Below are 24,498 nucleotides of genomic sequence, written 5' to 3' on the forward strand. Positions count from 1 at the left end.
ACATGGAATTAGCCACATTTAATCAGCTTTCCGCTGACGAAGCGCAGGCGGCCATCCGGCACTGTGTGGCGATCCCGCACTGGCAGCAGGCGCTGGTGGCGGCCCGGCCTTTTGCCAGCACCGATGCATTACTGGCTACTGCCGATACGCTGGCGCGTCAGTGGCAGCAGCCTGAACTGGAGGCCGCCCTGTCGGCACATCCGCGCATCGGTGAGCGCGTGAACGGCGCAGATAAGGAAGCCGCGTTGTCACGTGGCGAGCAGTCTGCAATGCAGCAGGCCGATCACGCCCTGCAACGGGCGATGCAGCAGGCTAATCAGGCGTATGAAGCACGTTTTGGCCGGGTGTTTCTGATACGCGCTAAAGGGCGCAGCGGCGAGCAGATGCTGGCAGAGTTGCAGCGTCGGTTGCAGAATGATGATATTGCCGAGCAGCAGGAGGCGCTGGATCAGCTGCGTGAAATTACCCTGTTACGCCTTAAGGAGATGATGCAATGAGTACCGTGACGACCCATATTCTTGACACGGCGCTGGGCAAACCGGCCAGCGCCGTGGCGATTTCACTGGAGCAGAACAGTCCGGAAGGGTGGTTTCCGATTTCACAGGGTGAAACGGACAGCGACGGACGTCTGAAAGATCTGACGCCCGAGCCGCTGACGCCGGGCCATTACCGTTTAACGGCGGAAATTGGCGACTATTTTGCCGCTGCCGGTCGGGATGCGCTCTACGTCAGCGCCCAGATCGATTTTGTCATTGCCGAGGCGGGCAGCCACTTCCATCTGCCGTTTCTGATTTCACCCTGGTCGTGGTCAACCTATCGCGGCAGCTAATCGTCGGTGGTTTACAGCGAAAAACGATCCGCATCCTGCCACGCCGGGAAACGCTCGCGGTAGGCCTTCAGCGCGTCCAGCGACAGCTCAGCATCCAGCCGGGCGCGCTGATGCGGCTCGGCCGCGCTGAGGATCTCGCCCTGCGGCGAAATAATCTGACTGTCGCCGCTGTAGTGATGCTGATTGCCGTCACTGCCAACACGATTACAGCCTGCCACATAAGCCTGATTTTCAATCGCCCGCGCTAACAGCAGCGCCTGCCAGTGCAGCGTACGTGGCGCTGGCCAGTTGGCAACATAGAGCGCCAGATCGTAATCGTTGCGGTTGCGCGAGAAAACCGGAAAGCGCAGGTCGTAACAGATTTGCGGCAGAATGCGCCAGCCGCGCCACTCAAACACCTGACGCTGTTCGCCGGGCAGATAGTGGTGATGTTCATCCGCCATGCGGAACAGGTGACGCTTGTCATACTGATGCAGCGTGCCGTCCGGCTCGACCAGCAGGAAGCGGTTAACCGCGCCATTGTCGGTCTGAATCGCCGCGCTGCCGCCGACCAGGGCATCGGTGCGGCGGGCATGCTGATGCAGCCATTCAACCACCTGCGCCTGTGGCAGCGAGCTTTTCGCTGCCTCCATCGCAAAGCCGGTAGTAAACATCTCCGGCAGCAGAATCAGGTCACGTCCGGTGAGTCCGGCCAGCTGCGCGTCAAAATGTCGCAGGTTGGCCTCGCCATCCATCCAGCTCAGCGTCTCCTGCAAAACGGTAATTTTTAAAGCTGACATAAGCGCTCCGCGGCGGCATCTAATGTCGCCGGCTGTTTGGCAAAACAGAGGCGGATCAGTTTATGAGGGAAAGCATCGGCGCAGAACACCGACAGCGGAATCGCGGCGACGCCCACTTCGCGGGTCAGCCACTGGCAGAAACTGACATCATCCAGATCGGAGATGGCGCTGTAATCGACCAGCAAAAAGTAGGTGCCTTCGCAGGGCAGTACCTTAAAGCGGCTGTTGCTCAGCGCCGTCGCCAGCCGATCGCGCCGGTCACGATAAAACGCCGGCAGCTCAAAATAGTGTTCCGGATGCTCACGCAGCATATCGGCAATTGCCAGCTGCGCAGGGGTATTCACCGAGAAGGTCAGGTACTGATGCACCTTGCGCAGTTCAGCGCTAATCGCCGCAGGAGCAATGCAGTAACCCACTTTCCAGCCGGTCATGTGGAACGTCTTGCCAAACGATGACACCGCAATGGCGCGCTGGCGCAGTTCAGGATGGGCCAGCACGCTGGCGTGGCCCGCCTCATCGAAACAGATGTGCTCATACACTTCGTCGCTCAGCACATAGATTGGGTGCTGAGCAATCGCCTGCCACAGCGCGGCGAAATCCTGCTGCTGCCAGACGGTGGCCGAAGGATTGTGCGGCGTATTCAGGATCACCAGCCGGGTTTTGTCACTCAGCAGCGCAGCAAATGCCTGCCAGTCCACCCGGAAGGCAGGCGGCTGCAGCGTAATGCGTTTCATCACGCCGCCCGACAGCTCCACCGCAGGGGCATAACTGTCGTAGCTGGGATCAAAGCAGATCACCTCATCGCCCGGCCGCACCAGCGCGGTAATCGCCGCATAGAGCGCTTCGGTCGCGCCCGCCGTCACCGTAATTTCCGTTTCCACATCCGGACGATAGTCATAAAGCCGCGCGGTTTTCTCTGCAATCGCCTCACGCAACGGCAGCGCACCGGTCATCGGCGCATACTGGTTCGCGCCCTGGCTGACGTGATACGCCAGCCGCTGCTGCAGATAGTCCGGGCCGCTGAAATCGGGAAAGCCCTGGGAGAGATTGATGGCGTTATGCTGCTGCGCCAGCGCACTCATCTGGCTGAAAATCGTGGTGCCGAGCAAAGGGAGTTTGCTCTCGGGGATCAGGTTGTGCTGCGTCATGGTGTCAGGCCTTAAGCGCGAAGATTGATGCGGTGTCACCCGGGGTTTGTGCCACTATAAACAGGATGGTAGTATTTGGCAATCAAGACGCTTAGACGGCTAAATGCGTCATGCTCCGCACGTCAGCGGCGTTGGCCGCGTTTGCTTACCCCAGTCACTTACTTATGTAAGCTCCCGGGGATGCGCGCACTTGCCGCCTTGCTGAGATGCGGATCATTTAGCATTTACATGCGTCATGAGCCACGCGTCGGCGGCGTTGGCTACGCGTACTTACCCGGAATCTCATTTCACCGCAAGGAACCATTATGTCGCAGAGTCTTCCGTTAGATCAGCTGGTTGCTGCCTGTCACTGGATTGGGGCGAAAGGCTGGGCACCCGCCACCGGCGGCAATATGTCCGTGCGCCGCGATGAACATGTCTGCCTGCTGAGTGAATCGGGTAAAGATAAAGGCACGCTGACGCGGGATGACTTTATCGAGGTCGACATTGCCACCAGCCAGTCGCTCTCTGGCCGTAAGCCGTCGGCTGAAACCGGGCTGCACACGATGATCTATCGCCTTTTTCCCGAGGCGGGTGCGGTGCTGCATACCCACACGGTGAATTCGACCGTGCTGTCGCGGGTGGAGCAGGGCGCGGCGCTGCTGCTGCACGGCTATGAGATGCAGAAATCGTTAAGTGGCCAGCACACCCATCTGGATACGCTGGCGATTCCCGTATTCGACAACAGTCAGGACATTGCGGCGTTGGCGTCAGAAATTGAAGATTACGCCGCCCGCTTTCCGCTGCGTTACGGCTTCCTGCTGCGCGGCCACGGCTTAACCTGCTGGGGCCGGGATGTCAGCGAAGCCCGCCGTCATCTGGAAGGTCTGGAATTTTTATTTGAATGTGAACGTCAACGTCGCCTGCTGGAGAAAGCATGATTCGCGCCATTGTTACTGATATCGAAGGCACCACCAGCGATATCCGCTTTGTACACAACATCCTGTTTCCCTATGCCCGCACGCACCTGCCGGACTTCGTGCGTGACAATGCGCACCAGCCTGAGGTGGCGGCGGCGCTGCAGTCGGTACGTGAAGAGGCCGGTCAGCCGCAGGCCGATCTGGACGGGGTGACGGACATTCTGCTGGGCTTTATGGACCAGGATCGCAAATCCACCGGCCTGAAAGCGCTGCAGGGGATGATCTGGCGCGATGGCTACGTGAACGGCAGTTTTACCGGTCATCTCTATCCCGACGTCCTCCCAGCACTCACTCGCTGGAAGGCGCAGGGTATTGAACTTTATGTATATTCCTCCGGATCGGTTGCGGCGCAGAAATTGTTATTTGGCTACAGCGACGAAGGTGATATTACTGGCCTGTTCAGCGGCTATTTTGACACCCACGTCGGCGCCAAGCGTGAAGTCACGGCTTATCGCGCTATCGCCGCTGAAATTGGTCAGCCAGCGGCGCAGCTGCTGTTTCTCTCCGATATTCATCAGGAGCTGGATGCCGCCGCGGAGGCGGGCTGGCAGACGTTGCAATTACTGCGTGGCGAGGCGGATGACGAGAGCCGCCATCGTCAGGTGACGGATTTTTCCCAGATTAACCCGGAGTCGATTTAGGATGAGCGCACTGACTATTTTTACCGACCGCGAAGCCAGCCAGCCGGTGTGGTACAGCACCGACGCAGAAGCGATTCGTGACCGTCTGAATGCTAAAGGCGTCCGTTTTGAACGCTGGGAAGCCGATCGCGATTTGGGTGAAAACCCGGATGCCGAAACGGTGATCAACGCCTATCAGCATGCGATCGATCGGCTGGTGGCGGAGAAGGGCTATCAGAGCTGGGACGTGATCAGCATGCGTGCCGACAATCCGCAGAAAACCGTGCTGCGCGAGAAGTTTCTCAATGAGCATACGCACGGCGAAGATGAGGTGCGTTTCTTTGTCGAGGGGGCCGGGCTGTTCTGCCTGCATCTGGATGGCGAGATCCTGCAGATCCTGTGCGAGAAAAATGATCTGATCTCGGTGCCCGCGGGCACCCCGCACTGGTTCGATATGGGATCGTCACCGCACTTCACGGCGATTCGGATTTTCGATAATCAGGAAGGCTGGGTAGCGAACTTTACCGGCGACAAGATCGCGGATGCCTATCCGCGTCTGGCGTAATCTTTCAGCCGATGTGCGAGGCGTCTGCCATCAGCGGCAAACGCCTCGCAGCGCGTTACTGCGGCTGGAAGATGCCGTTCTGTACCTGGTCAAGCGTGACCACGCCGGTATCCAGTACCCAGCCGCTGATCAGGGCGGCAGGCGTGACATCGAACGCCGGGTTGTAAACCTTCGCCGCTTCCGGTGCCCACTGTACGCTGCCAAAACTGCCGGCCACGCCTGTCACTTCGCTGGCGGCGCGCTGCTCGATGGGAATCGCTGCGCCGTCAGGACAGCTGCGATCCAGCGTGGTATGGGGAGCCGCCACGTAAAATGGAATCTGATGATAATGCGCCAGCACGGCCATGCTGTAGGTGCCAATCTTATTGGCGACATCGCCGTTGGCGGCAATGCGGTCAGCGCCAACCCACACCGCATCCACCTCGCCACGGGCCATCAGGCTGGCAGCCATGGAATCGGTGATCAGCGTGTAAGGAACCGCCAGTTCGCCCAGCTCCCAGGCGGTCAACCGGCCACCCTGTAGCAGCGGGCGGGTTTCATCCACCCAGACATTCTTAACCAGCCCCTGCTGATGGGCGCGGGCAATAACGCCCAGCGCGGTGCCCACGCCAGCAGTGGCCAGCCCGCCGGTATTGCAGTGGGTCAGCAACTGGCTGTTGGGTTTTACGAGTGTGCAACCTGCGTCTGCGATGGCGTCGCACAGTTGCTTATCCTCCTGCACCAGCCGCCAGGCTTCTTCAACCAGCGCGGGGACAAAGTCCGGCTGAGCCAGCGCCACTTTCATCCGATCCAGGTTGTTCATCAGGTTGACGGCAGTAGGGCGGGCGGCGCGCAGCGTCTCCAGCGCCTGTGCCAGTTCAGCGCGCGTCAGTCCCTGTTCTGCCAGCAGCGCCAGCAACAGCGAAGCGGAGAGACCAATCAGCGGCGCACCGCGCACCCGCAGCGCATGAATATGTTCAACCAGCTGAGGCACGCTGTGCGCAGGCAGCCAGTTTTTCTGCTGCGGCAGCGCCTGCTGATCCAGAATCCAGAGCTGATTGTCACGAACCTGTAAACTGGTGGTTTGAAGTGTCTGCATTGTGGGTGAAATCCATGTTGCGTTAATGATGCGTATTGTGCCAACATGCTGAACGGATGTATAGACGTCTGAACGGCTTATTACACCTGAGTGACCCCCTTCGAACGATGAGGAACAGGCAATGTCGCAATACCGTACCTTTACTGCTGCTGATGCTGTGGAGTATGCCCGACAATTTGGCGGCGTGGACAATCCTGCCGCGCTGAGCAGCGCAGAAGAGATTGGTGATGGCAACCTTAACCTGGTGTTTAAGATTTATGACGATCAGGGCAATAGTCGCGTTATCGTCAAGCAGGCACTGCCCTATGTGCGCTGCGTGGGGGAGTCCTGGCCGCTGACGCTGGATCGGGCGCGGCTGGAAGCGCAGACCCTGGTCGAGCACTACAAGTATTGTCCGCAGCACACGGTGAAGATCACCCATTATGATGCGGAGCTGGCAGTGATGGTGATGGAAGATCTTTCCAGCCATCGCATCTGGCGCGGCGAGCTGGTGAAGGGCGTGTATTATCCGGAAGCGGCGCAGCAGCTAGGCGACTATCTGGCGCAGACTCTGTTCCATACCTCCGATTTCATCCTGCATCCACATCAGAAAAAAGCGGAAGTGGCGCGTTTTATTAATCCGGAAATGTGTGAAATCACCGAAGATCTTTTCTTCAACGATCCCTACACCAACCATGAGCGCAACAGCTATCCCGCGGCGCTTGAGCCGCTGGTCGCCAGCCTGCGTGATGATGATGCGTTACGCATTGCGGTGGGCGGCCTTAAACATCGCTTCTTTGCCCATGCTGAAGCCTTGCTGCATGGCGATATTCACAGTGGCTCAATTTTCGTTGCGGACGGCAGTCTGAAAGCGATTGATGCAGAATTTGGCTATTTTGGCCCCATCGGGTTTGATATTGGCACTGCTATCGGCAATCTGCTGATTAACTACTGTGGTCTGCCGGGGCTGCTGCCTCCGCGTGAAGCCGCCGATGCACGTGAACAGCGCCTCAGCGATGTTCACACCCTCTGGACGACCTTTGCGTCAGGCTTCCTGGCGCTGGCAGCTGAGAAAACCCGCGATGAGGCGATGGCTTATCCAGGCTATGCGGCGGCGTTTCTGCGTAAAGTGTGGGCCGATACCATCGGTTACTGCGGCACGGAACTGATTCGCCGCACGGTGGGGATGTCACATGTAGCGGATATGAAGCTGATTGCCGATCCGGCGATGCGTATCGACTGCATCCGTAATGCGATTAACCTGGGACGCACGCTGATTCTGGCCGCCGATCACGTAGAAGATGTGGATGCGCTGATTGCCCGTATCCGTCAGGCGGGATAAAAAAGGCCGACGTGATGTCGGCCTCTAAAAACAGTACTGGCTCAGGGAGCATACGCCCTCCCTTGCTCGCCCTGCCCGTAGCACGGGATGCTTTCCTTTTCTGACCCTGTTCCCTGCGCTTTGGGCTTAATCATTGCGGTCAGATTTCCCCTGATTTGGCATAGTGTCGCCCTCCTGATGAAGAGCGCTGAACTTCAAGCGATGGGAGCATACGCCTGGAGTAAAGCATCGCGGGCCATGGATGGCCCGCGCTGAGCATGCCATGGATGGCGTTTTTGCGTCTTTACGGAGGGCGTATGCTCCCTGAGCAGACGCTAATCCTATGCCGCCTCACTCGCCCGTGACGCAGGCTGAGGGGCTTTCTCCGGCATCGGTACTGCCAGTGCCTCCGGCTCAAACTCATCAACGTTAATCGACCGCAGACGACTGGCTTCAGCACGCTGCAACACATCCGCCTCTTTAGCATCAATCCAGCCCTGCTCCAGCGCGCGCTTCGCCAGCGCATCCAGCCGGGTAAAGGAGAGATGCTGCTTCGTCTGTTTGCACAGCCTGTCATGAATCACTTCTGCCGCCATCACATCCTGCAGCGCCTGTTCCAGCTGACCGGCAGGGTTGTGCTCGCTCGGCGTCAGGTACATGCCACGGCCCAGACGGCTACGGGTAGCTGACGGCTGTTGCAGCATTTTTGCCAGTTGATGATCCAGGCGATCAGATGGCGCAGGGCAGTGATGACCGCCAGCAAAAATGGTCATCCGCAATGCGCCCGCCACCAGACGGTTGGGGAAGTTACGCAGCAGATCGTCGATAGCCACTTCCGCCTGATGCAGCGCATCCTGCACGCCCCAGTGAACCAGCGGCAGATCGGCTTCGTTACGGCCTTCATCGTCATAGCGTTTCAGCGTCGCGGAAGCGAGATAGAGCTGGCTCAGCACATCGCCCAGACGCGCCGAGATACGCTCGCGACGTTTCAGGCTGCCGCCCAGTACCGCCATCGACACATCAGAGAGCAACGCCAGATTGGCACTGATGCGGTTCAGGTGCTGGTAATAACGGCGGGTGCCATCGCGGGTCGGGCTGGCGCTGGTACGTCCGGCGGTTAAGCCCAGCCACAGACTGCGCAGGGTGCTGCTGCCCACATAACCGATATGGCTGAACAGCGCGTGATCAAACGCGTTCACATCGTTGCTGGCGGCGGCTGCCATCTCCTGCAGCACATAAGGATGGCAGCGAATCGCGCCCTGTCCGAAGATAATCATGCTGCGGGTCAGAATGTTAGCGCCTTCCACCGTGATAGCGATCGGTGCGCCCTGATAGGCACGGGCCAGGAAGTTGCTGTTGCCGAGCATGATGCCTTTACCGCCCGCAATATCCATGGCGTCGATAATGGCGCGCTGGCCGCGATGGGTGCAGTGATATTTCACAATCGCCGACAGCACCGCCGGTTTTTCACCCTGCATAATCCCGGCGGTAATTAGCGTCGCTGCCGCATCCATCACGTAAGCGTTACCGGCGATGCGCGCCAGCGGCTCTTCAATCCCTTCCATCTTACCGATTGAAACCCGGAACTGACGGCGGATATGGGCATAGGCCCCTGTCGCCAGCGCCACACTTTTCAGGCTGCCGGTTGAGTTCGAGGGCAGCGTAATGCCGCGGCCCACTGACAGACACTCCACCAGCATCCGCCAGCCCTGTCCGGCCATTTCCGGCCCGCCGATAATATAGTCAATCGGTACAAAGATATTATTGCCGCGCGTTGGGCCGTTCTGGAATGGTACGTTAAGCGGGAAGTGGCGATGGCCAATTTCCACGCCGGGGGTATTCGTTGGGATCAGCGCACAGGTAATGCCAGGATTCTCGTTGTCGCTGAGCAGATGCTCCGGGTCAGAGAGTTTAAACGCCAGGCCCAGCACGGTGGCGATCGGTGCCAGCGTGATGTAGCGCTTGTTCCAGGTCAGGCGCATGCCCAGCACCTGCTGACCCTTCCATTCACCCATGCAGACGACGCCGGTATCGGGGATTGCGCCGGCATCTGAACCCGCTTCCGGGCTGGTCAGCGCAAAGCAGGGGATCTCATCGCCGCGTGCCAGCCGCGGTAAATAGTGATTTTTCTGCTCTTCGGTGCCGTAATGCTGCAGCAATTCGCCCGGACCCAGTGAGTTAGGCACGCCCACGGTAATCGCCAGAATCCCGGAGACGCCAGACAGTTTTTGCAACACACAGGCCTGCGCATAGGCGGAGAAATCGAGTCCGCCATACTCTTTCTTAATGATCATCGCGAAGAAACGATGCTCTTTCAGATAGGCCCAGAGTTCCGGCGGCATATCGGCCAGCTCGTGGGTGATCTGGAAATCGTTAGCCATGCGGCACGCTTCTTCGACCGGGCCATCAAGAAAAGCCTGCTCTTCGGCGGTGAGGCGCGGCTGTGGATAGCTGTGCAGCTTCTGCCAGTCCGGTTTGCCCTGGAACAGATCGCCTTCCCACCAGGTGGTGCCCGCATCAATCGCTTCTTTCTCGGTGCGCGACATCGGCGGCATCACCTTCTGGAAGCGCTGAAAGATCGGTTTTGAAAACAGGCTGCGGCGCAGTGACGGCAGGTTAAATGGCAGCAGGACGATCGCCAGCGGCAGCAGCAGCCACGGCGTCCAGAGGTGAGCAACAGCCATCGCGGCAGTCCACAGCAACAGGATTGCGCTGCTGAGCCGTAACGACAGGCGGTGATAGAACAGAGCGCCAATCAGCGCCAGCGTGGCAAATATTGAAACAATTATCATGATGAACCGCTCCAGGAAGTAAGAGGTCTGACCTGTTGTGTAGAGAGGTTTAGAGTAGTTGGCGGGATTTATCAATTTGTTTACATCGCAATTACAACCTGCCTCACAAAAACCGTTTTTAGCCCATTTTTGCATCAACTGTGGCAATGTTAATCGCCGCCACTGCCTGGCCGGACATGGCATGACGCTTTGCGCTGACCGGCCATTCCGTTAAACTTGCTGCGATTAACCTCTCCTAAAAAAGGACATCCCTATGTACCAGGACATCATCCGCTCTGAGCTTAATGAAGCTGCTGATACGCTGACAAAATTCCTCAGCGATGACGCCAATATTCATGCGATCCAACGTGCTGCGGTGCTGCTGGCTGACAGCTTCAAGGCGGGCGGCAAGGTGCTTTCCTGCGGTAACGGCGGTTCACATTGTGATGCCATGCACTTCGCCGAAGAGCTGACCGGTCGCTACCGTGAAAATCGTCCTGGCTATCCGGCGATTGCCATCTCAGATGTCAGCCATCTCTCCTGCGTCAGTAATGACTTTGGTTATGACTATGTCTTTTCGCGCTATGTGGAAGCGGTAGGACGACCAGGCGATGTGTTGCTGGGCCTCTCAACCTCCGGGAACTCTGCCAATATTATTAAAGCGATTGAAGCTGCACGTGCGCAGGGGATGAAAGTGATCACCCTGACCGGTAAAGATGGCGGTAAGATGGCAGGCAGTGCCGATATTGAAATCCGCGTGCCACACTTTGGTTATGCCGATCGCATTCAGGAGATCCACATTAAAGTGATCCATATCCTGATGCTGCTGATCGAAAAAGAGATGGTGAAGTAACAGCGTGGGCCTCCCGCCTGACGGGAGGCCTCAAAATCAGAGGTGGTGGCTATGTGCGAATTGCTCGGGATGAGCGCCAATGTTCCCACGGATATCTGTTTCAGCTTTACCGGACTGGTTCAGCGTGGCGGTGGAACCGGGCCTCACAAAGATGGCTGGGGCATTACCTTTTACGAAGATAAAGGTTGTCGTACGTTTAAAGATCCGCTGCCGAGCTTTAACTCGCCGATTGCGCGTCTGGTGCAGGAGTATCCGATCAAATCGCATTCGGTGGTGGCGCACATCCGCCAGGCGAATCGTGGTCAGGTGTCGCTGGAAAACACCCATCCGTTTACTCGCGAGCTGTGGGGGCGAAACTGGACCTATGCGCACAACGGTCAGCTTAAGGGCTATCGTCAGCTGGAGACCGGTACATTCCGGCCGGTGGGTGAAACGGACAGTGAGAAGGCGTTCTGCTGGATCCTGCATCAGCTGGCGACGCGCTATCCACGCACGCCGGGCAACTGGCCTGCGGTGTTTCGTTTTATCGGAGAGCTGGCCGGTTCGTTGCGGCAGAAGGGCGTGTTTAACATGCTGCTGTCAGATGGCCGCTATCTGATGGCCTTCTGCTCCACCAATCTGTTCTGGATCACCCGCCGGGCACCGTTTGGCCGGGCGCAATTACTGGATCAGGATGTGGAGGTGGATTTTCAGCAGCACACCACGCCGCATGACGTGGTGACGGTGATTGCTACGCAGCCACTGACGGCCAATGAAACCTGGCAGCGGATTGCGCCAGGTGAATGGGCGTTATTCTGCCTTGGAGAGCGCCAGGAATGAACGTGAAGCGGCTTCGGGACTGGCTAACACCGGTGCCGGGCTGCTGTTCATCACATATTTCCCGCTGGCAACATTGACCATCGGCGGCTGGTGATATTTCGCAAAGTACGCATAGCCCGGCTGCAACTGCTGCCAGAAACTGGCGTCGCTGGAGTAGCGGTGACGCTGCATGTTGCTGTCGGTCATGCGGAACGGATAGATGCTGATGCCAACATCCTGCTGACCGTTACGCAGCGCCGCGTTCACATAGGTAAAAATCTCATCCATATAGGCGTTCGTCATGGCATAGCAGCCAATTGACTTACAGTCGCCATGAATCATCAGGTAGTTGCCGCTATACCCCTGATTACGATCGTACTGATTCGGGAAGCCGATGTTGATCGCGCGATAAAAGCGGCTATCCGGCTTCAGCTGATTCAGCTTCACGTTGTAAAAACCTTCCGGGCTTTTGAAATCGCCTTCACGACGTTTCGGGCCGAGGCCGCCAGAAAAGTTACAGATGCGATAGGTATCCAGCAGGCGGAATTCGTTACCGATTTTGCCGTAGAGTTCGAGCGTGCGTTCTTCCTTGAAGATCTGGATGTAGACCGGGGTGCCGAGTAACTGCTTTTTTAATTCTTTGCTGACCGGTGCCGCTGAGACGGGTTCGGGTGTCATTGCCATGCTGAGGGCTGGCAGTAAAATCATCGCAAACAGGAGTGCGATTTTGCCCATGCTGTGTATACCTTGAGGTGAAGAGAACATGACGCAAAATGTGCGTCTTTGTTTGCATTATCGGAACTGTCCGCTACCGCAGCGCAACATTAAACATTGTCTGTTTTTTTAGCAAGACGCCGACAGCCAGATTCGCGATTTACTGAAAGATATTCGGCCACAAATTTGTAAACTTTAATTGTGGGCCCGACAAATATTGCAGTTACCCCTGCCAACTGTATACTTATCCAGTGCCGGAGGGGGTATGCGTAAAATCATTCATGTCGATATGGACTGCTTCTATGCCGCGGTGGAGATGCGTGATAATCCCCAGCTGCGCGATATCCCGATCGCCATTGGCGGCAGCCGCGAACGCCGTGGCGTGATCAGCACTGCCAACTATCCGGCCCGCAAATTTGGCGTGCGCAGTGCGATGCCAACCGGCATGGCCCTCAAGTTATGCCCGCATCTGCGCCTGCTGCCAGGTCGTTTCGACGCCTACAAAGAAGCGTCCGCGCAGATTCGCGACATCTTTACCCGCTACACACCGCGGATTGAACCGCTCTCCCTTGATGAAGCCTATCTGGATGTCACCGACAGTCCGCACTGTCACGGCTCCGCCACGCTGATGGCACAGGAAATCCGTGCGACCATCTTCCGTGAAACCGGGCTTACCGCGTCAGCGGGTATCGCGCCAATTAAGTTTCTGGCGAAGATCGCCTCGGACCTGAATAAGCCGGACGGACAGTATGTAATTACCCCGCCGGAGATGGCCGGTTTTCTGCTGTCCCTGCCGCTGGCGAAAATTCCCGGTGTCGGCAAGGTCTCGGCCAAAAAGCTGGAGGAGATGGGGCTGGTCACCTGTGGCGACGTACAGAAGGCTGATTTAGCGCTGCTGCTGAAGCGCTTTGGTAAGTTTGGCCGGGTGCTGTGGGAACGCAGCAACGGCATTGATGATCGTGAGGTGATCGTCGAGCGCGAGCGTAAATCACTGGGGGTGGAACGCACGCTGGCGGAAGATATCAGCGACTGGGACGCCTGCCTGGAGATTATCGACTTTCTCTATGCTGAACTGGATCGCCGGCTGACGCAGATTCGACCGGACAAGCAGGTGGCGCGGCAGGGCGTGAAACTGAAGTTCAGCGATTTTCAGCAGACGACCCAGGAGCATATCTGGCCGGTGCTGAATAAAGAGGACATGATTGCCATCGCCCGGAAAACCTGGGATGAGCGTCGCGCCGGGCGTGGCGTGCGGCTGGTGGGACTGCATGTCACCATGGTGGATCCCCAGCTGGAGCGTCAGCTGCTGCTGGGTCTGTAACGGTCAGCCTCACCAGTCGGCAAGGCTGACGCCGGATTACTTCTTGTATTTCGCCTCAAGGGTCGCAAACCACGGTGCGATGAAATCTTCATTGCCGCCCCAGCCCGGAATGATCTTGTTCAGCGAGGCAACGTTCACCGCGCCAGGCTGACTGTTGAGCTGCTGCTGAGAGATCGACGCGGCTTTAAACTGATACGTCGCTGGCGTCTCTTCACCGGCAATCTTCTTCGCCACCAGACGCATATTCACCGCGCCGATGGTTTTAGGATCGACCGCCACCGTCTGCACCCATGGGCTGTTTTTCTCGCGCATCAGCTGCAAATCCTGGTTCGAGACGTCGATGCTGTAGAGCTTAATCTCGGTACGACCATTCTCCTGCAGCGCCTTGTAAGCACCCTGACTGAACGCATCCCAGGCGCCCCAGATGGCATCGATTTTGCCTTTCGGGTATTTCGCCAGAATCGCGCCAATCTTGTTGGCGGTGTCGCCCTGAACGTCCGTAGAGACGGCGCCAATCGACTCCAGCTGGTGAATGCCCGGATTCTCTTTCAGCAGTTTTTCATACACGACCTGACGGCGTTCCATCGGCGGGAAACCGGCGACCCACAGCTTGACGATGTTCGCCTTACCGTTGAAGTCGTGGATAAGCTGACCTAGCGACAGCTGCGCCAGCGAAGCATCATCCTGCGCAGTGACGGTGACGCCAGGAATCGGGTTATCCACCGGGGTATCAAACACGGACAGCTTAATACCGGCATCGGCGATACGCTTTACCAGTCCGCTGGCGTAGGGCGCTTTGCCGTGCGACAGCACGATGCCGTCATATTTCTGGCTGATCGCCTGATTCACGAAATCCTGAAAGCGCGCATCATCGCCGTTGCTGAGAAAGGTGCTGACCTTAAAGCCCAGCTGGCGACCCTGCTGTATGGCACCGGCAACAAACTGGGTGGTGTTGTCATCGGAGCCGAGGTTGCGGATCACCGCAATACGAATCAGGCCATCATGGCTGGCGATTGCCGCAGGCACCGGGGTGACGGTGTCCGCGAAGGCGGCGCTGGCGTTCAGCAGGCTCAGGGCCAGCAGCGAGAGTGTTATTTTTTGCATTGTTATCAACTCCGGTAAACGCGCCTCAGCGGCGCTGGATATAGGTAATCGCCAGTGCTAACGCCAGCACCAGTCCTTTAATAATGTCCATGGCGTAGTAGGGCACAGAGAGCATCACCAGGCCGTTCTGCAGCACGCCGAGGATAACCGCGCCGACCAGCGTGCCCAGCGCGTTGGGCTTGCCGGAACCGGCCAGCGAAAAGCCAATCCACGCCGCCGCGACCGCATCCATCAGGTAGCCGCTGCCGGCATTGACCTGCGATGAACCGATACGTGAAGCAAGCAGGATGCCGCCCAGACCGGCGAGCAGTGAGGCGATCACATAAGCCAGCACCCGGTAGCGGGTGGTACGGATGCCCGAGAGGCGCGCCGCTTCCGGATTACCGCCCAGCGCATACATGCGGCGGCCATGCTTAGTCAGAGATAGCGCCAGCTGTGCGGCAACGGTCACCACTAGCATAATGATGACGATGGTCGGCACCTGACCCAGCAGGCCAAACGCGGCCGGAATAGTGCCTTCCGCCATATCACCGCTCGGCAGCACCATGTTCTCGGTGATCGACCCGCCAAAGCTGTAGGTCATCGCCACACCCTGAATCACAAATAGGGTTGCCAGCGTCGCCAACATATCGGGGATGCGCAGGATCACAATCAGAAAGGCGTTGAACAGCCCGACCAGGGTGCAGAGCGCCAGGGTAATCAGGATTGCGGTGGTCGTGCCGAAGCCGTACCAGACAAACAGCGAAATCACTAACGCATTGGCGAGCGAGGCGGTCGAGCCGACCGACAGATCAAAGCCGCCCACGGTCAGCGAGATGGACACGCCGATCGCAATCACCGTCACAATCGCAATCGATCGCAGAATGTTGATGATGTTGTTGGGCTCAAGGAAGCTGTCAGAGGCCAGGCCAAAGGCAGCGATCAGGATCACCACCGTGAGTAACATGCCCCATTTATAGAGAAAGTCGAACAACTGGTGACGCCACGGCGCGGCCGTCAGGTTCAGGATGGTTTCTTTGCTGCTCACGCAGGGGTTCCTCCGGTGGAATAGAGCAAAAGCGTCTCTTCGGTGACGTCGCGTGAGGCCAGTTCGGCCACAATACGTCCATCCCAGAGCACGCAAATCCGGTCGCATAAGCCGACCAGTTCAGAAAATTCACCCGACGCGTAGATGATGCCTTTACCCTCGCGCGCCAGGTTGTCGATCAGGGTGAACAGCTCGGTTTTGGCTTTGATATCGACGCCTTTGGTCGGCTCATCGAAAATCAGCACGTCAGCGTTGTTGCGCAGCCATTTGCCAATCGCCACCTTCTGCTGGTTGCCGCCTGAGAGACGCCGCAGTGTCTGTGCCGGGCCGGTGGTGCGCACCTGCAACTGCCGGATAACCTGCTCCGCCCAGCGCCACGCCTGGCGATGCCCGAACAGGCTCCAGCGCGAAAAGCTGTCGTCGGCGCTGACGCTAAGGTTCATCGCCACCGACTCATCGATAAAGATCCCCTCTTTGCGCCGCTCTTCCGGCACCAGCGCCATGCGGCGACTGACGGAGTCGTGCGGCGAGCGCGGCTGCCACGGCTGACCGTGCAGTTCACCGCGACTGACGCGGCTTTTGCTGGCACCAAACAGCGCCTTGCAGAGTTCGGTTTTGCCGGCACCGGCCAGTCCGGCGATGCCCAGAATTTCCCCTTTGTGCAGCCGCAGCGAGATATCCTGCAGCAGCTGCTCATCGTGCAGTCCTTCCACCGCCAGCAGCAGCGGCTGTGTCTGCTGTTCACGACGGGCCGGGAAGATATCGGTGAGCTGGTGGCCCAGCATCTTCTCCACGATCTGCTCGCCGCTCAGCGCCGCCATCGGGCCGGTTTCGATCAACCGGCCATCACGCAGCACCGTCAGCTGGTCGCAGATGGCTTTCAGTTCATGGATGCGGTGAGAGATGAACACCACGCCGATCCCACTGGCCTGCAGACGACGCACCACGGCAAACAGCCGTTCGCTTTCGTGCTGATCCAGCGGGGCAGTGGGTTCATCCAGAATCAGGAAGCGGCAGTGGTGCGACAGCGCCCGCGCCAGCAGAATTTGCTGTTTTTCCGCCAGGGTGCAGCGCTCTACCAGCCGGTTGACGTCCAGTGCCACGTCGAGTTGCGTCAGCAGCGCCCGCGCCTGACGGCGGATCTCACCCCAGCGATAGCGCTGGCCGGGTTCTGCCAGCCGATCCAGCAGAATGTTTTCTGCCACGCTGAGCTGCGGCACCAGCGCCACATCCACTTCCTGCTGAACCAGATGGATACCCAGCTGTTTTGCATCACGCGGCGTGCGGATGGAGACCGGTTCACCATCCAGCAGGATTTCGCCGCTGTAGTGGCTGTGCGCGCCGGAAAGGATCGCCATCAGGGTAGATTTACCCGCGCCGTTCGCGCCGGTCAGGGCATGAACCGAATGGCCGTCACTGCGGAAATCCACCGACGATAGCGCGGCAAACCCGCCAAAAGCGATGGAGATGTTACGCATCTCAAGGCGGTTTAACCCTGGCATGTCATTACTCTCCTGAAGAATCACTGGCCGCATTTTTTCCTGAACCTTAAGGCGCGGCAACAGCCGAAAGCGCATAAGCTAGCACGAAATCTTATTAGCCATCCAGACATCCGGACATAACGGCGGCTGTGACCAGCGAAGCGCGGGAACGTGGCGGAATAGCGGGGTAAAGCGCGGAAAAGGCAGCGAATTATGCTGGGGATAAGTGACAGGCATAAAAAAACCAGGCCGGAGCCTGGTTTACTTTTTTTGTGACAGAATTACTTTTCTGGCACCACATTCAGCAGGGTGGTCAGTAATTTCCAGTAAAGACCAACGCTTTCGATGTGAACCTGCTCATCCGGCGAGTGCGGCCCGGTGATGGTCGGCCCAATCGAGACCATATCCATATCCGGATAAGGCTTTTTGAACAGACCACACTCCAGACCGGCGTGAATCACCTGAATGTTCGGGGTCTTATCAAACAGCGCGATATAGGTCTGACGGGTCAGTGCCATGATGGCAGAGTCCGCATCCGGCTGCCAGCCTGGGTAGCCGCCTTTCGCTTTGGTCTGCGCGCCCGCCAGCTGGCCCAGCGAGGTCAGCATCTGCACCACATAATCGCGGCCGGTGTCGATCAGCGAACGGATCAGGCAGTTGATCTCTGCGTGGTCATCTTCCATCGTCACCACACCGATATTCAGTGAGGTTTCGACCACACCTTTCGCCACGTCTGAATTGCGGATCACGCCGTTTGGCGTGCTGTTCAGCAGATTCAGGAAGCGATCGCGGCTGTCAGTGCTCAGGGCATTACCCTGATGCGCCAGCGGCTCGGTGACCAGTGCGATGTTTGGCTCTTTAACGCCATGCTCGTTTTTGATGGCGCTCAGGAAGTGCGCCGCTGCGGATTTCAGCGCATCCGCTTTGTGACTCTCGACCGCCACAGTAGCAAAGGCTTCACGCGGAATCGCGTTGCGCAGCGTACCGCCGCTGAACGCCAGCAGACGCAGATCCAGTTCAGCCGCGAGTGCCGCCAGGAAGCGTGCCAGCAGTTTGTTGGCGTTGCCGAGGCCCATATGAATGTCGGCACCGGAGTGACCGCCACGCAGTCCCTTCAGCGTCAGCTTCAGGGTCTGGAACTCAGCAGGCACGGCTTCGCGGGTCAGTGGCAGGGTAGAGACGAAGTCGATACCGCCTGCACAACCCATGTAGATCTCACCTTCTTCTTCGGAGTCGGTGTTGATCAGGATTTCAGCCTGCAGCCAGTTGGGTTGCAGACCGAACGCGCCATCCATGCCAGTCTCTTCGGTCATGGTCAGCAGCACTTCCAGCGGGCCATGCGTCAGGCTGTTGTCAGCCAGCACCGCCAGCGCAGAAGCCATACCGATGCCGTTGTCCGCGCCCAGCGTGGTGCCGCGTGCTTTTACCCACTCGCCGTCAATCCAGGGCTGAATCGGGTCTTTGGTGAAGTCATGCACGGTGTCGTTATTTTTCTGCGGCACCATGTCCAGATGCGCCTGCAGCGCAACCAGGGTACGGTTTTCCATGCCTGCGGTGGCGGGCTTACGAATCAGGATGTTGCCGACCTGATCGCGCTCACACCAGAAGCCCTGCTCTTTAGCCCAGCCGGTGATGTAGTTCGCCAGCGCTTCTTCGTGAAAAGAGGGATGGGGAATAGAGCAGATCTTAGCGAAAATATCCCACAGTGGCTGTGGAGAGAGTTGAGACAATTCAGACACGACAGGTCTCCTGTGTCAGTGTACCGGCGAGGCCGGACATCGCGAGTTTCCAGTGAAAAATCGCCGTCAGAGAATCTGACGAGCCAGGCCTGAGAATATCACTGTTTTTTACCGGGTGCGCTCTCAGACGCGCTAAAAAGCCGCAACCAGCGCGCGGGTGCTGGTTTTTAGTGCGTCAACTCCTTATAATCTCGCGCAACCTTTCCCCCGTTGCACATTTTTACGCCACCTCGGTTGGCTGGGATTTCTATTTTATGAGCGAAAAATACGTCGTTACCTGGGACATGCTTCAGATTCATGCCCGTAAACTGGCCCAGCGCCTGCTTCCTGTTGAACAGTGGACAGGCATTATCGCGGTGAGCCGCGGCGGTCTGGTACCGGCTTCGCTGCTGGCACGTGAACTGGGTATCCGCTACGTTGATACCGTCTGCATCTCCAGCTATGACCACGATCATCAGCGCGAAATGAAAGTGCTGAAGCGTGCGGAAGGCGACGGTGAAGGCTTTATCGTGATCGATGACCTGGTGGATACCGGCGGCACCGCTCAGGCGATTCGCGAGATGTACCCGAAAGCGCGTTTCTGCACCATTTTCGCGAAACCCGCTGGTCGCTCACTGGTTGATGATTATATTGTCGATATTCCGCAGGATACCTGGATTGAGCAGCCGTGGGATATGGGCGTGGTCTACATTCCGCCGATTGTAAAAAACTGATTGATACACATCAGACAACGCCCGGTTTTCCGGGCGTTGTGCTTTCTGAGCCTCGCACCCCGAATTGCCGTACAGTACACTTAGCCATCGCCGTTCTGTTGCAGGAGAAGTGAGTATGTCGAGCAAAAATCTCAGCGAGGAGCTATTCAAGCCGCGCTTTAAGCATCCTGAAACCTCTTCCCTGGTTCGCCGCCAGCATCACGCTACCCCGGATATCCACTCAGCCCTGGATGGTGACAGCCAGCGTGGCTGGTATCGCATGCTGAACAAGCTGATGTGGACATGGCGCGGCCTGACGCCGCAGGAGATCAGTGAAGTGCTGGCGCGTATTGCCATCAGTAACGTTGAACATACCGATGAGACGCTGCTCGATACGGTAATCGGTTTCCGCAGCGGTAACTGGCATTTTGAATGGTGCAGACAGGCAGGCATCTGGCAGCAGAAAGCGCTGGAGGCGACCGACGACAGCGAGGCGGGTGACTACTGGCTGCACGCGGCGCACCTCTATAGCGTTGCCGCTTATCCCTATATAAAAGGCGATGAGCTGGCTGACCAGGCACAGACGCTGGCCAATCGCGCCTATGAAGAGGCCACTCAGCGGTTGCCGGGCGAACTGAAATCCCTGACGTTTGCCATCACGGGCGGCAGTCCGGTTAGCGGCTTTCTGCACATACCACCGGATGTCGAAGCGCCTTATCCCACCGTGCTGTTCTGCGGCGCGCTCGACTCGTTACAGAGCGATCATTACCGCCTGTTCCATGACTATCTTGCCCCGCGCGGCATTGCGATGCTGACCATTGATGTGCCGTCGGTGGGTAACTCGGTGAAATGGACGCTGAATCAGGACACCAGTTTTCTGCATCAGCAGGTGTTGCGCGATCTGAAAAACGTGCCCTGGGTTGACCATACCCGTGTGGCGGCGTTTGGCTATCGCTTTGGCGCGAACGTGGCGGTGCGGCTGGCCTATCTGGAATCGCAGCGGCTGCGCGGCGTCGCCTGTCTTGGCCCGATTGTGCATGCGCTGCTGACGCAGACGGCGTTGCAGGATGAGATCCCGGATATGTATATGGATATGCTGGCAAGCCGGTTAGGCATGGCGACCGCTTCCGACAGCGCACTGCGCACCGAACTCAATCGTTATTCGCTTAAAACCCAGGGATTGCTGGGCCGCCGGACGCCGACACCGATGCTGTCGGGTTACTGGCAGAACGATCTTTTCAGTCCGGAAGAAGAGAGCAAGCTGATCGCTAACTCGTCGTCAGACGGCAAAGCGCTGCTGATTCCGGTGAAGCCGATGATGGCCAGTTTCGACAAGGCGCTGAATGAGATTTGCGACTGGCTGGAGAAGCGTTTAAAAAGGTAACTGGCAAAATTTACAGTATTTGCTACAACTAGTAGCGGAATTCTTCCGGGCGGCCTTATAAAGGCTTATGACGTAATCGGGCCGCCCGGAAATCAAGGCTGTATAGCGGTCAAAACCTATGGAGAATCAGCATGACGTTACCAAGTGGTCATCCCCGCAGTCGCCTGCTTAAGCGTTTTACCGAGCTTGGGCCTTATATTCGCGATGGGAAATGTGGCGAAACCCGGTTCTTCTTCGACTGTCTGGCTGCCTGCGTCAATGTGAAACCGGCGCCGGAACTGCGTGAGTTCTGGGGCTGGTGGATGGAGCTGGAAGCGCAGGCTGACCACTTTACCTATGTCTACCATATCGGTCTGTTCGATAAAGAGGGCGACTGGTCGGTGGCAAACATCAAAGGCAAAGAGAACACGGCACGTGTGGAAGAGACCTTACGGAATTTCCATACCCGCCTGAAAGCGATGCTGAAGGAGTTAGAGCTGGATCTTATCCCGGCCAGCGACTTCGATGAGAAACCGGTGAAGCTGAGCGCCTGATTAGGTAGTTCAGTAAAATAAAGACGAAAAAAATGGCGAGTTTAAAAACTCGCCATTTTTGTTGAAGTCTGGCCCGCTGTTAGATCGAGTTTTCGCAGAGAACACGGTCAGATCGGAAAGACGCAAAAGCCGCCATCCATGGCACGCTCTGCTCACGCGATTACGCACCTCATCCCTGAGGTGCGTCCGTAAACGGGCCAACGCTTTGCGTTGTTCAAAAACGCTCCCGGCGTTTTTGTCCGTGGCGTGGGACGCTTTCCTCTTCTGACCGTGTTCCCTGCGTGTTGAATTTATGCGTTGCTGCCAGATCCAAATCCGCCCGGTTTTCGAGCCTCAAATCAGAACTGGTAAGTCACACCCATTGCCACAATGTCGTCGTTGTTGATCGACAGCGCGTTGTCATCATCCAGCTGGTTGATTTTGTAATCCACGAAGGCGGACATGTTTTTGTTGAAGTAGTAGGTTGCACCCACATCGATATATTTCACCAGATCTGCATCACCGATACCGTTTTCAATATCTTTGCCTTTGGTCTGCACATAGCCAATAGAAGGACGCAGGCCGAAATCAAACTGATACTGCGCCACCAGTTCGATGTTCTGCGCTTTGTTGGCTGCGCCCGCGACGGCAGCGCCGGTATTACGGTTGGTGCCGCTGATTGGCGTCATGTTGCGGGTATCGGTGTAAATCGCCGCCAGGTAAACGCTGTTGGCATCATACTTCACCCCTGCGCCCCAGGAATCTGCGCGGTCACCGCCGCCATAGGCGCGCGCCTGCTGCTGGTTGGTGCGGTCAGATGAGGTGATGGCACTCATCAGGCTCACGCCGCTATCACCCAGCGCATAGCCCAATGAAGCACCGTAGCCGTCGCCGTTCTGGCGGTTAATGTCAGTACGGCTGTTGGCGCTGGTGGCGTCGTTCTTGCCCTGATACTGCAGCGCAAATTTCAGGCCATCGACCAGACCAAAGAAGTTGTTGTTGCGGTAAGTGGCGACGCCGGTGGCGCGCTGGGTCATAAAGTTATCGGAACGGGCCGTGCCGTCCCCACCGAATTCCGGGAACACGTCGGTCCAGGCTTCAACGTCATACAGCACGCCATAGTTACGGCCATAATCCACCGAACCATACTGCGAGAATTTCAGGCCAGCAAAACCCAGGCGGGTCTTGTTGCCGTTATTGGCGTCGCTGCCTTCAGAGTTATTAACGTTGTACTGATATTCCCACTGACCGTAACCGGTCATCAGGTCATTAATCTGCGTCTGGCCTTTAAAGCCGATACGGGTATAAGACTTGTCACCGTCTGCGCTGGCATTATCGCTGATGTAGTGCTCAGCTTTAACTTTGCCGTATAAATCCAGTTTGTTGCCGTCTTTGTTATAGATTTCGGCAGCGTGCGCGGCAGAAGCCAGCGTCAGCGTGGAGACGATCATGGCCAGTGTGCTTTTCTTCATTTGCTATCAATCCCAATGTGAACGCCGTAAAAAAACGAAAGTTTTTGTAAAACACCGACTTTTTACCCGTCCGTGATGAACTTTTTATGACACTTTTCCGGATTTCTTGTTAATGCTGAACTTTTGGTCTACCGCCTTGTCCGCGTAAATTCGTGCTTTTCCCCCGCTGGCTGTTGGCTTCCGTATCGACTCCTGTTAAAACGTCCTTTCGTAAAAATTTTTCACTACGGCAGGAAATATGAGTGGCAGTCAGACCTTAGTGGTCAAGTTGGGTACCAGCGTTCTTACCGGCGGCTCTCGCCGGTTAAATCGGGCGCACATGGTGGAACTGGTTCGTCAGTGTGCGCAGCAGCATGCCGCAGGCCACCGCATTGTGATCGTCACTTCTGGCGCGATGGCCGCCGGACGCGAACATCTGGGCTACCCCGAACTGCCACCCACCATCGCCTCAAAGCAGCTGCTGGCTGCGGTGGGGCAGAGCCGTCTGATTCAGCTGTGGGAACAGTTATTCTCCATCTATGGCATCCATATTGGTCAGATGCTGCTGACCCGTGCCGACATGGAAGATCGCGAACGTTTCCTGAATGCCCGCGATACGCTGCGCGCGTTGCTGGATAACCACATTGTGCCGGTGATCAACGAGAACGATGCGGTTGCTACCGCTGAAATCAAAGTGGGCGACAACGACAATCTTTCGGCGCTGGCGGCGATGCTCGGCGGTGCCGACAAGCTGCTGCTGCTGACCGATCAGCAGGGTCTGTTTACCGCCGATCCGCGCAACAATCCTGACGCTGAGCTGATCAGCGACGTCCACGTGATCGATGATGCGTTACGCGCGCTCGCGGGTGACAGCGTATCCGGTCTCGGCACCGGCGGTATGTCGACCAAGCTTCAGGCGGCGGATGTTGCCTGCCGCGCCGGAATAGACGTGATTATCGCCTCGGGCAGTCGCAGCGGTGTGATCAGCGATGTGATTGACGGTAAGCCGGTTGGTACGCGATTCCATGCACAGCAATCGCCGCTGGAGAACCGTAAACGCTGGATTTTCGGTGCGCCACCGGCGGGCGAACTCACCGTCGATGACGGGGCACTGGCGGCCATCATTGAACGCGGCAGTTCGCTGCTGCCCAAGGGCATCCGTGCTATTCAGGGAAATTTCTCGCGCGGTGAAGTGATCCGCATCCGCAGCCTGCAGGGCCGGGATATTGCTCACGGTGTTTCTCGTTACAACAGTGATGCGATGCGCATGATAGCCGGCCATCACAGCCAGCAGATCAGCGAAATTCTGGGATATGAATATGGCCCGGTGGCCGTTCACCGCGACGACATGATCGTCAGTTAAGGAGCGGACA

The 24,498-nt window shown here is 57.5% G+C and carries 23 protein-coding genes; 13 read left to right on the top strand and 10 right to left on the bottom strand.

The window, feature by feature from the left end; genetic code table 11:
* Positions 1-2: 2 nt before the first annotated feature.
* Positions 3-497, top strand: a complete 495-nt coding sequence (gene uraD / locus IBT54_RS09200) for a 2-oxo-4-hydroxy-4-carboxy-5-ureidoimidazoline decarboxylase (protein ID WP_095707649.1) — start codon at positions 3-5, stop codon at positions 495-497.
* The gene (uraH, locus tag IBT54_RS09205; protein WP_013356887.1) at positions 494-829 is read left to right on the top strand and encodes a hydroxyisourate hydrolase; all 336 of its coding nucleotides are present in this window, start codon (positions 494-496) and stop codon (positions 827-829) included. Before uraD ends, uraH begins: the two co-directional genes overlap by 4 nt.
* Positions 830-840: 11 nt before the next feature.
* Here uraH and IBT54_RS09210 read toward each other — a convergent pair whose 3' ends face one another.
* Together IBT54_RS09210 and IBT54_RS09215 are read right to left on the bottom strand one after the other, a co-directional pair.
* Positions 841-1,608 carry an amidohydrolase gene (locus IBT54_RS09210; RefSeq protein ID WP_013356888.1) on the bottom strand — a complete coding sequence of 256 codons (768 nt, stop codon included), beginning with the start codon at positions 1,606-1,608 and terminating at the stop codon, positions 841-843.
* Entirely contained in the window at positions 1,596-2,756 is a 1,161-nt protein-coding gene (locus tag IBT54_RS09215; RefSeq protein ID WP_107319359.1) for a pyridoxal phosphate-dependent aminotransferase, read from the bottom strand. Before IBT54_RS09215 ends, IBT54_RS09210 begins: the two co-directional genes overlap by 13 nt.
* Before the next feature lie 305 nt (positions 2,757-3,061).
* Here IBT54_RS09215 and IBT54_RS09220 point away from each other — a divergent pair, with 305 nt between their 5' ends.
* From IBT54_RS09220 to IBT54_RS09230, 3 genes are read left to right on the top strand one after another with little or no spacing between them, the layout of a single operon-like run.
* A complete protein-coding gene (locus tag IBT54_RS09220) occupies positions 3,062-3,676 on the top strand; it encodes a methylthioribulose 1-phosphate dehydratase (RefSeq protein WP_013356890.1) in 615 nt (204 codons plus the stop codon).
* Positions 3,673-4,356, top strand: coding sequence for an acireductone synthase (gene mtnC / locus IBT54_RS09225; RefSeq protein WP_201252048.1), 684 nt, complete (start codon positions 3,673-3,675; stop codon positions 4,354-4,356). Before IBT54_RS09220 ends, mtnC begins: the two co-directional genes overlap by 4 nt.
* 1 nt (position 4,357) lies before the next feature.
* Complete coding sequence (locus IBT54_RS09230) at positions 4,358-4,900, top strand: acireductone dioxygenase (protein ID WP_013356892.1); 543 nt, start codon at positions 4,358-4,360, stop codon at positions 4,898-4,900.
* Between the two features lie 55 nt (positions 4,901-4,955).
* Here the strand turns inward: IBT54_RS09230 and mtnA are convergent, their stop codons facing one another.
* Positions 4,956-5,978 (bottom strand): S-methyl-5-thioribose-1-phosphate isomerase, encoded by a 1,023-nt coding sequence (gene mtnA, locus IBT54_RS09235; RefSeq protein ID WP_201252049.1) that lies wholly within the window; start codon positions 5,976-5,978, stop codon positions 4,956-4,958.
* A 121-nt stretch (positions 5,979-6,099) separates the two neighbouring features.
* On the opposite strand from mtnA, the gene mtnK reads away from it, so the two are divergent.
* The gene (gene mtnK / locus IBT54_RS09240) at positions 6,100-7,299 is read left to right on the top strand and encodes an S-methyl-5-thioribose kinase (RefSeq protein ID WP_201252050.1); all 1,200 of its coding nucleotides are present in this window, start codon (positions 6,100-6,102) and stop codon (positions 7,297-7,299) included.
* A 320-nt stretch (positions 7,300-7,619) separates the two neighbouring features.
* Here mtnK and fadE read toward each other — a convergent pair whose 3' ends face one another.
* Entirely contained in the window at positions 7,620-10,070 is a 2,451-nt protein-coding gene (gene fadE, locus IBT54_RS09245) for an acyl-CoA dehydrogenase FadE (RefSeq protein WP_201252051.1), read from the bottom strand.
* A gap of 253 nt (positions 10,071-10,323) precedes the next feature.
* On the opposite strand from fadE, the gene lpcA reads away from it, so the two are divergent.
* On the top strand, positions 10,324-10,902 hold the full coding sequence (lpcA, locus tag IBT54_RS09250; RefSeq protein WP_013356896.1) for a D-sedoheptulose 7-phosphate isomerase: 579 nt from the start codon (positions 10,324-10,326) through the stop codon (positions 10,900-10,902).
* Positions 10,903-10,953: 51 nt separating this feature from the next.
* Complete coding sequence (locus IBT54_RS09255; RefSeq protein WP_013356897.1) at positions 10,954-11,721, top strand: class II glutamine amidotransferase; 768 nt, start codon at positions 10,954-10,956, stop codon at positions 11,719-11,721.
* Here IBT54_RS09255 and dpaA read toward each other — a convergent pair.
* A complete protein-coding gene (gene dpaA / locus IBT54_RS09260; protein WP_013356898.1) occupies positions 11,692-12,435 on the bottom strand; it encodes a peptidoglycan meso-diaminopimelic acid protein amidase in 744 nt (247 codons plus the stop codon). The two genes, IBT54_RS09255 and dpaA, sit on opposite strands and share 30 nt — an antisense overlap.
* 244 nt (positions 12,436-12,679) lie before the next feature.
* On the opposite strand from dpaA, the gene dinB reads away from it, so the two are divergent.
* Positions 12,680-13,735 carry a DNA polymerase IV gene (gene dinB / locus IBT54_RS09265; protein ID WP_033781980.1) on the top strand — a complete coding sequence of 352 codons (1,056 nt, stop codon included), beginning with the start codon at positions 12,680-12,682 and terminating at the stop codon, positions 13,733-13,735.
* Between the two features lie 36 nt (positions 13,736-13,771).
* Here the strand turns inward: dinB and IBT54_RS09270 are convergent, their stop codons facing one another.
* The 4 genes from IBT54_RS09270 to pepD form a co-directional block, all read right to left on the bottom strand.
* Positions 13,772-14,839 carry a sugar ABC transporter substrate-binding protein gene (locus IBT54_RS09270; protein ID WP_147788595.1) on the bottom strand — a complete coding sequence of 356 codons (1,068 nt, stop codon included), beginning with the start codon at positions 14,837-14,839 and terminating at the stop codon, positions 13,772-13,774.
* A 25-nt stretch (positions 14,840-14,864) separates the two neighbouring features.
* Complete coding sequence (locus IBT54_RS09275; protein ID WP_201252052.1) at positions 14,865-15,866, bottom strand: ABC transporter permease; 1,002 nt, start codon at positions 15,864-15,866, stop codon at positions 14,865-14,867.
* On the bottom strand, positions 15,863-17,368 hold the full coding sequence (locus IBT54_RS09280) for a sugar ABC transporter ATP-binding protein (protein WP_201252053.1): 1,506 nt from the start codon (positions 17,366-17,368) through the stop codon (positions 15,863-15,865). The genes IBT54_RS09275 and IBT54_RS09280 overlap by 4 nt, the downstream gene beginning before the upstream one ends.
* 260 nt (positions 17,369-17,628) lie before the next feature.
* Positions 17,629-19,086: a beta-Ala-His dipeptidase gene (gene pepD / locus IBT54_RS09285; protein ID WP_201252054.1), complete on the bottom strand. Its 1,458-nt coding sequence runs from the start codon at positions 19,084-19,086 to the stop codon at positions 17,629-17,631.
* Positions 19,087-19,340: 254 nt separating this feature from the next.
* Here pepD and gpt point away from each other — a divergent pair, with 254 nt between their 5' ends.
* From gpt to crl, 3 genes are all read left to right on the top strand, one after another.
* A complete protein-coding gene (gene gpt, locus IBT54_RS09290; protein WP_003851171.1) occupies positions 19,341-19,799 on the top strand; it encodes a xanthine phosphoribosyltransferase in 459 nt (152 codons plus the stop codon).
* A 115-nt stretch (positions 19,800-19,914) separates the two neighbouring features.
* Positions 19,915-21,162: an esterase FrsA gene (frsA, locus tag IBT54_RS09295; protein WP_201252055.1), complete on the top strand. Its 1,248-nt coding sequence runs from the start codon at positions 19,915-19,917 to the stop codon at positions 21,160-21,162.
* A gap of 131 nt (positions 21,163-21,293) precedes the next feature.
* Positions 21,294-21,695 (top strand): sigma factor-binding protein Crl, encoded by a 402-nt coding sequence (gene crl, locus IBT54_RS09300; RefSeq protein WP_013356906.1) that lies wholly within the window; start codon positions 21,294-21,296, stop codon positions 21,693-21,695.
* 338 nt (positions 21,696-22,033) lie between these two features.
* On the opposite strand, the gene ompC is transcribed toward crl, so the two are convergent.
* Positions 22,034-23,146, bottom strand: coding sequence for a porin OmpC (gene ompC, locus IBT54_RS09305; protein ID WP_013356907.1), 1,113 nt, complete (start codon positions 23,144-23,146; stop codon positions 22,034-22,036).
* A gap of 238 nt (positions 23,147-23,384) precedes the next feature.
* Between ompC and proB the strand changes: the two genes are divergently transcribed.
* Complete coding sequence (proB, locus tag IBT54_RS09310) at positions 23,385-24,488, top strand: glutamate 5-kinase (RefSeq protein ID WP_013356908.1); 1,104 nt, start codon at positions 23,385-23,387, stop codon at positions 24,486-24,488.
* The last annotated feature ends 10 nt before the right edge of the window (positions 24,489-24,498 follow it).

Origin of the sequence: Pantoea sp. S62, assembly GCF_016658625.1 — a bacterium.
Classification (GTDB): Bacteria; Pseudomonadota; Gammaproteobacteria; order Enterobacterales; family Enterobacteriaceae; genus Pantoea; species Pantoea vagans.

Bases quoted from the DNA above. Each gene is read 5' to 3' on its own strand.
- uraD (WP_095707649.1), top strand. From the start codon at position 3: ATGGAATTAGCCACATTTAATCAGCTTTCCGCTGACGAAGCGCAGGCG.
- uraH (WP_013356887.1), top strand. From the start codon at position 494: ATGAGTACCGTGACGACCCATATTCTTGACACGGCGCTGGGCAAACCG.
- IBT54_RS09210 (WP_013356888.1), bottom strand. From the start codon at position 1,608: ATGTCAGCTTTAAAAATTACCGTTTTGCAGGAGACGCTGAGCTGGATG.
- IBT54_RS09215 (WP_107319359.1), bottom strand. From the start codon at position 2,756: ATGACGCAGCACAACCTGATCCCCGAGAGCAAACTCCCTTTGCTCGGC.
- IBT54_RS09220 (WP_013356890.1), top strand. From the start codon at position 3,062: ATGTCGCAGAGTCTTCCGTTAGATCAGCTGGTTGCTGCCTGTCACTGG.
- mtnC (WP_201252048.1), top strand. From the start codon at position 3,673: ATGATTCGCGCCATTGTTACTGATATCGAAGGCACCACCAGCGATATC.
- IBT54_RS09230 (WP_013356892.1), top strand. From the start codon at position 4,358: ATGAGCGCACTGACTATTTTTACCGACCGCGAAGCCAGCCAGCCGGTG.
- mtnA (WP_201252049.1), bottom strand. From the start codon at position 5,978: ATGCAGACACTTCAAACCACCAGTTTACAGGTTCGTGACAATCAGCTC.
- mtnK (WP_201252050.1), top strand. From the start codon at position 6,100: ATGTCGCAATACCGTACCTTTACTGCTGCTGATGCTGTGGAGTATGCC.
- fadE (WP_201252051.1), bottom strand. From the start codon at position 10,070: ATGATAATTGTTTCAATATTTGCCACGCTGGCGCTGATTGGCGCTCTG.
- lpcA (WP_013356896.1), top strand. From the start codon at position 10,324: ATGTACCAGGACATCATCCGCTCTGAGCTTAATGAAGCTGCTGATACG.
- IBT54_RS09255 (WP_013356897.1), top strand. From the start codon at position 10,954: ATGTGCGAATTGCTCGGGATGAGCGCCAATGTTCCCACGGATATCTGT.
- dpaA (WP_013356898.1), bottom strand. From the start codon at position 12,435: ATGGGCAAAATCGCACTCCTGTTTGCGATGATTTTACTGCCAGCCCTC.
- dinB (WP_033781980.1), top strand. From the start codon at position 12,680: ATGCGTAAAATCATTCATGTCGATATGGACTGCTTCTATGCCGCGGTG.
- IBT54_RS09270 (WP_147788595.1), bottom strand. From the start codon at position 14,839: ATGCAAAAAATAACACTCTCGCTGCTGGCCCTGAGCCTGCTGAACGCC.
- IBT54_RS09280 (WP_201252053.1), bottom strand. From the start codon at position 17,368: ATGCCAGGGTTAAACCGCCTTGAGATGCGTAACATCTCCATCGCTTTT.
- gpt (WP_003851171.1), top strand. From the start codon at position 19,341: ATGAGCGAAAAATACGTCGTTACCTGGGACATGCTTCAGATTCATGCC.
- frsA (WP_201252055.1), top strand. From the start codon at position 19,915: ATGTCGAGCAAAAATCTCAGCGAGGAGCTATTCAAGCCGCGCTTTAAG.
- crl (WP_013356906.1), top strand. From the start codon at position 21,294: ATGACGTTACCAAGTGGTCATCCCCGCAGTCGCCTGCTTAAGCGTTTT.
- ompC (WP_013356907.1), bottom strand. From the start codon at position 23,146: ATGAAGAAAAGCACACTGGCCATGATCGTCTCCACGCTGACGCTGGCT.
- proB (WP_013356908.1), top strand. From the start codon at position 23,385: ATGAGTGGCAGTCAGACCTTAGTGGTCAAGTTGGGTACCAGCGTTCTT.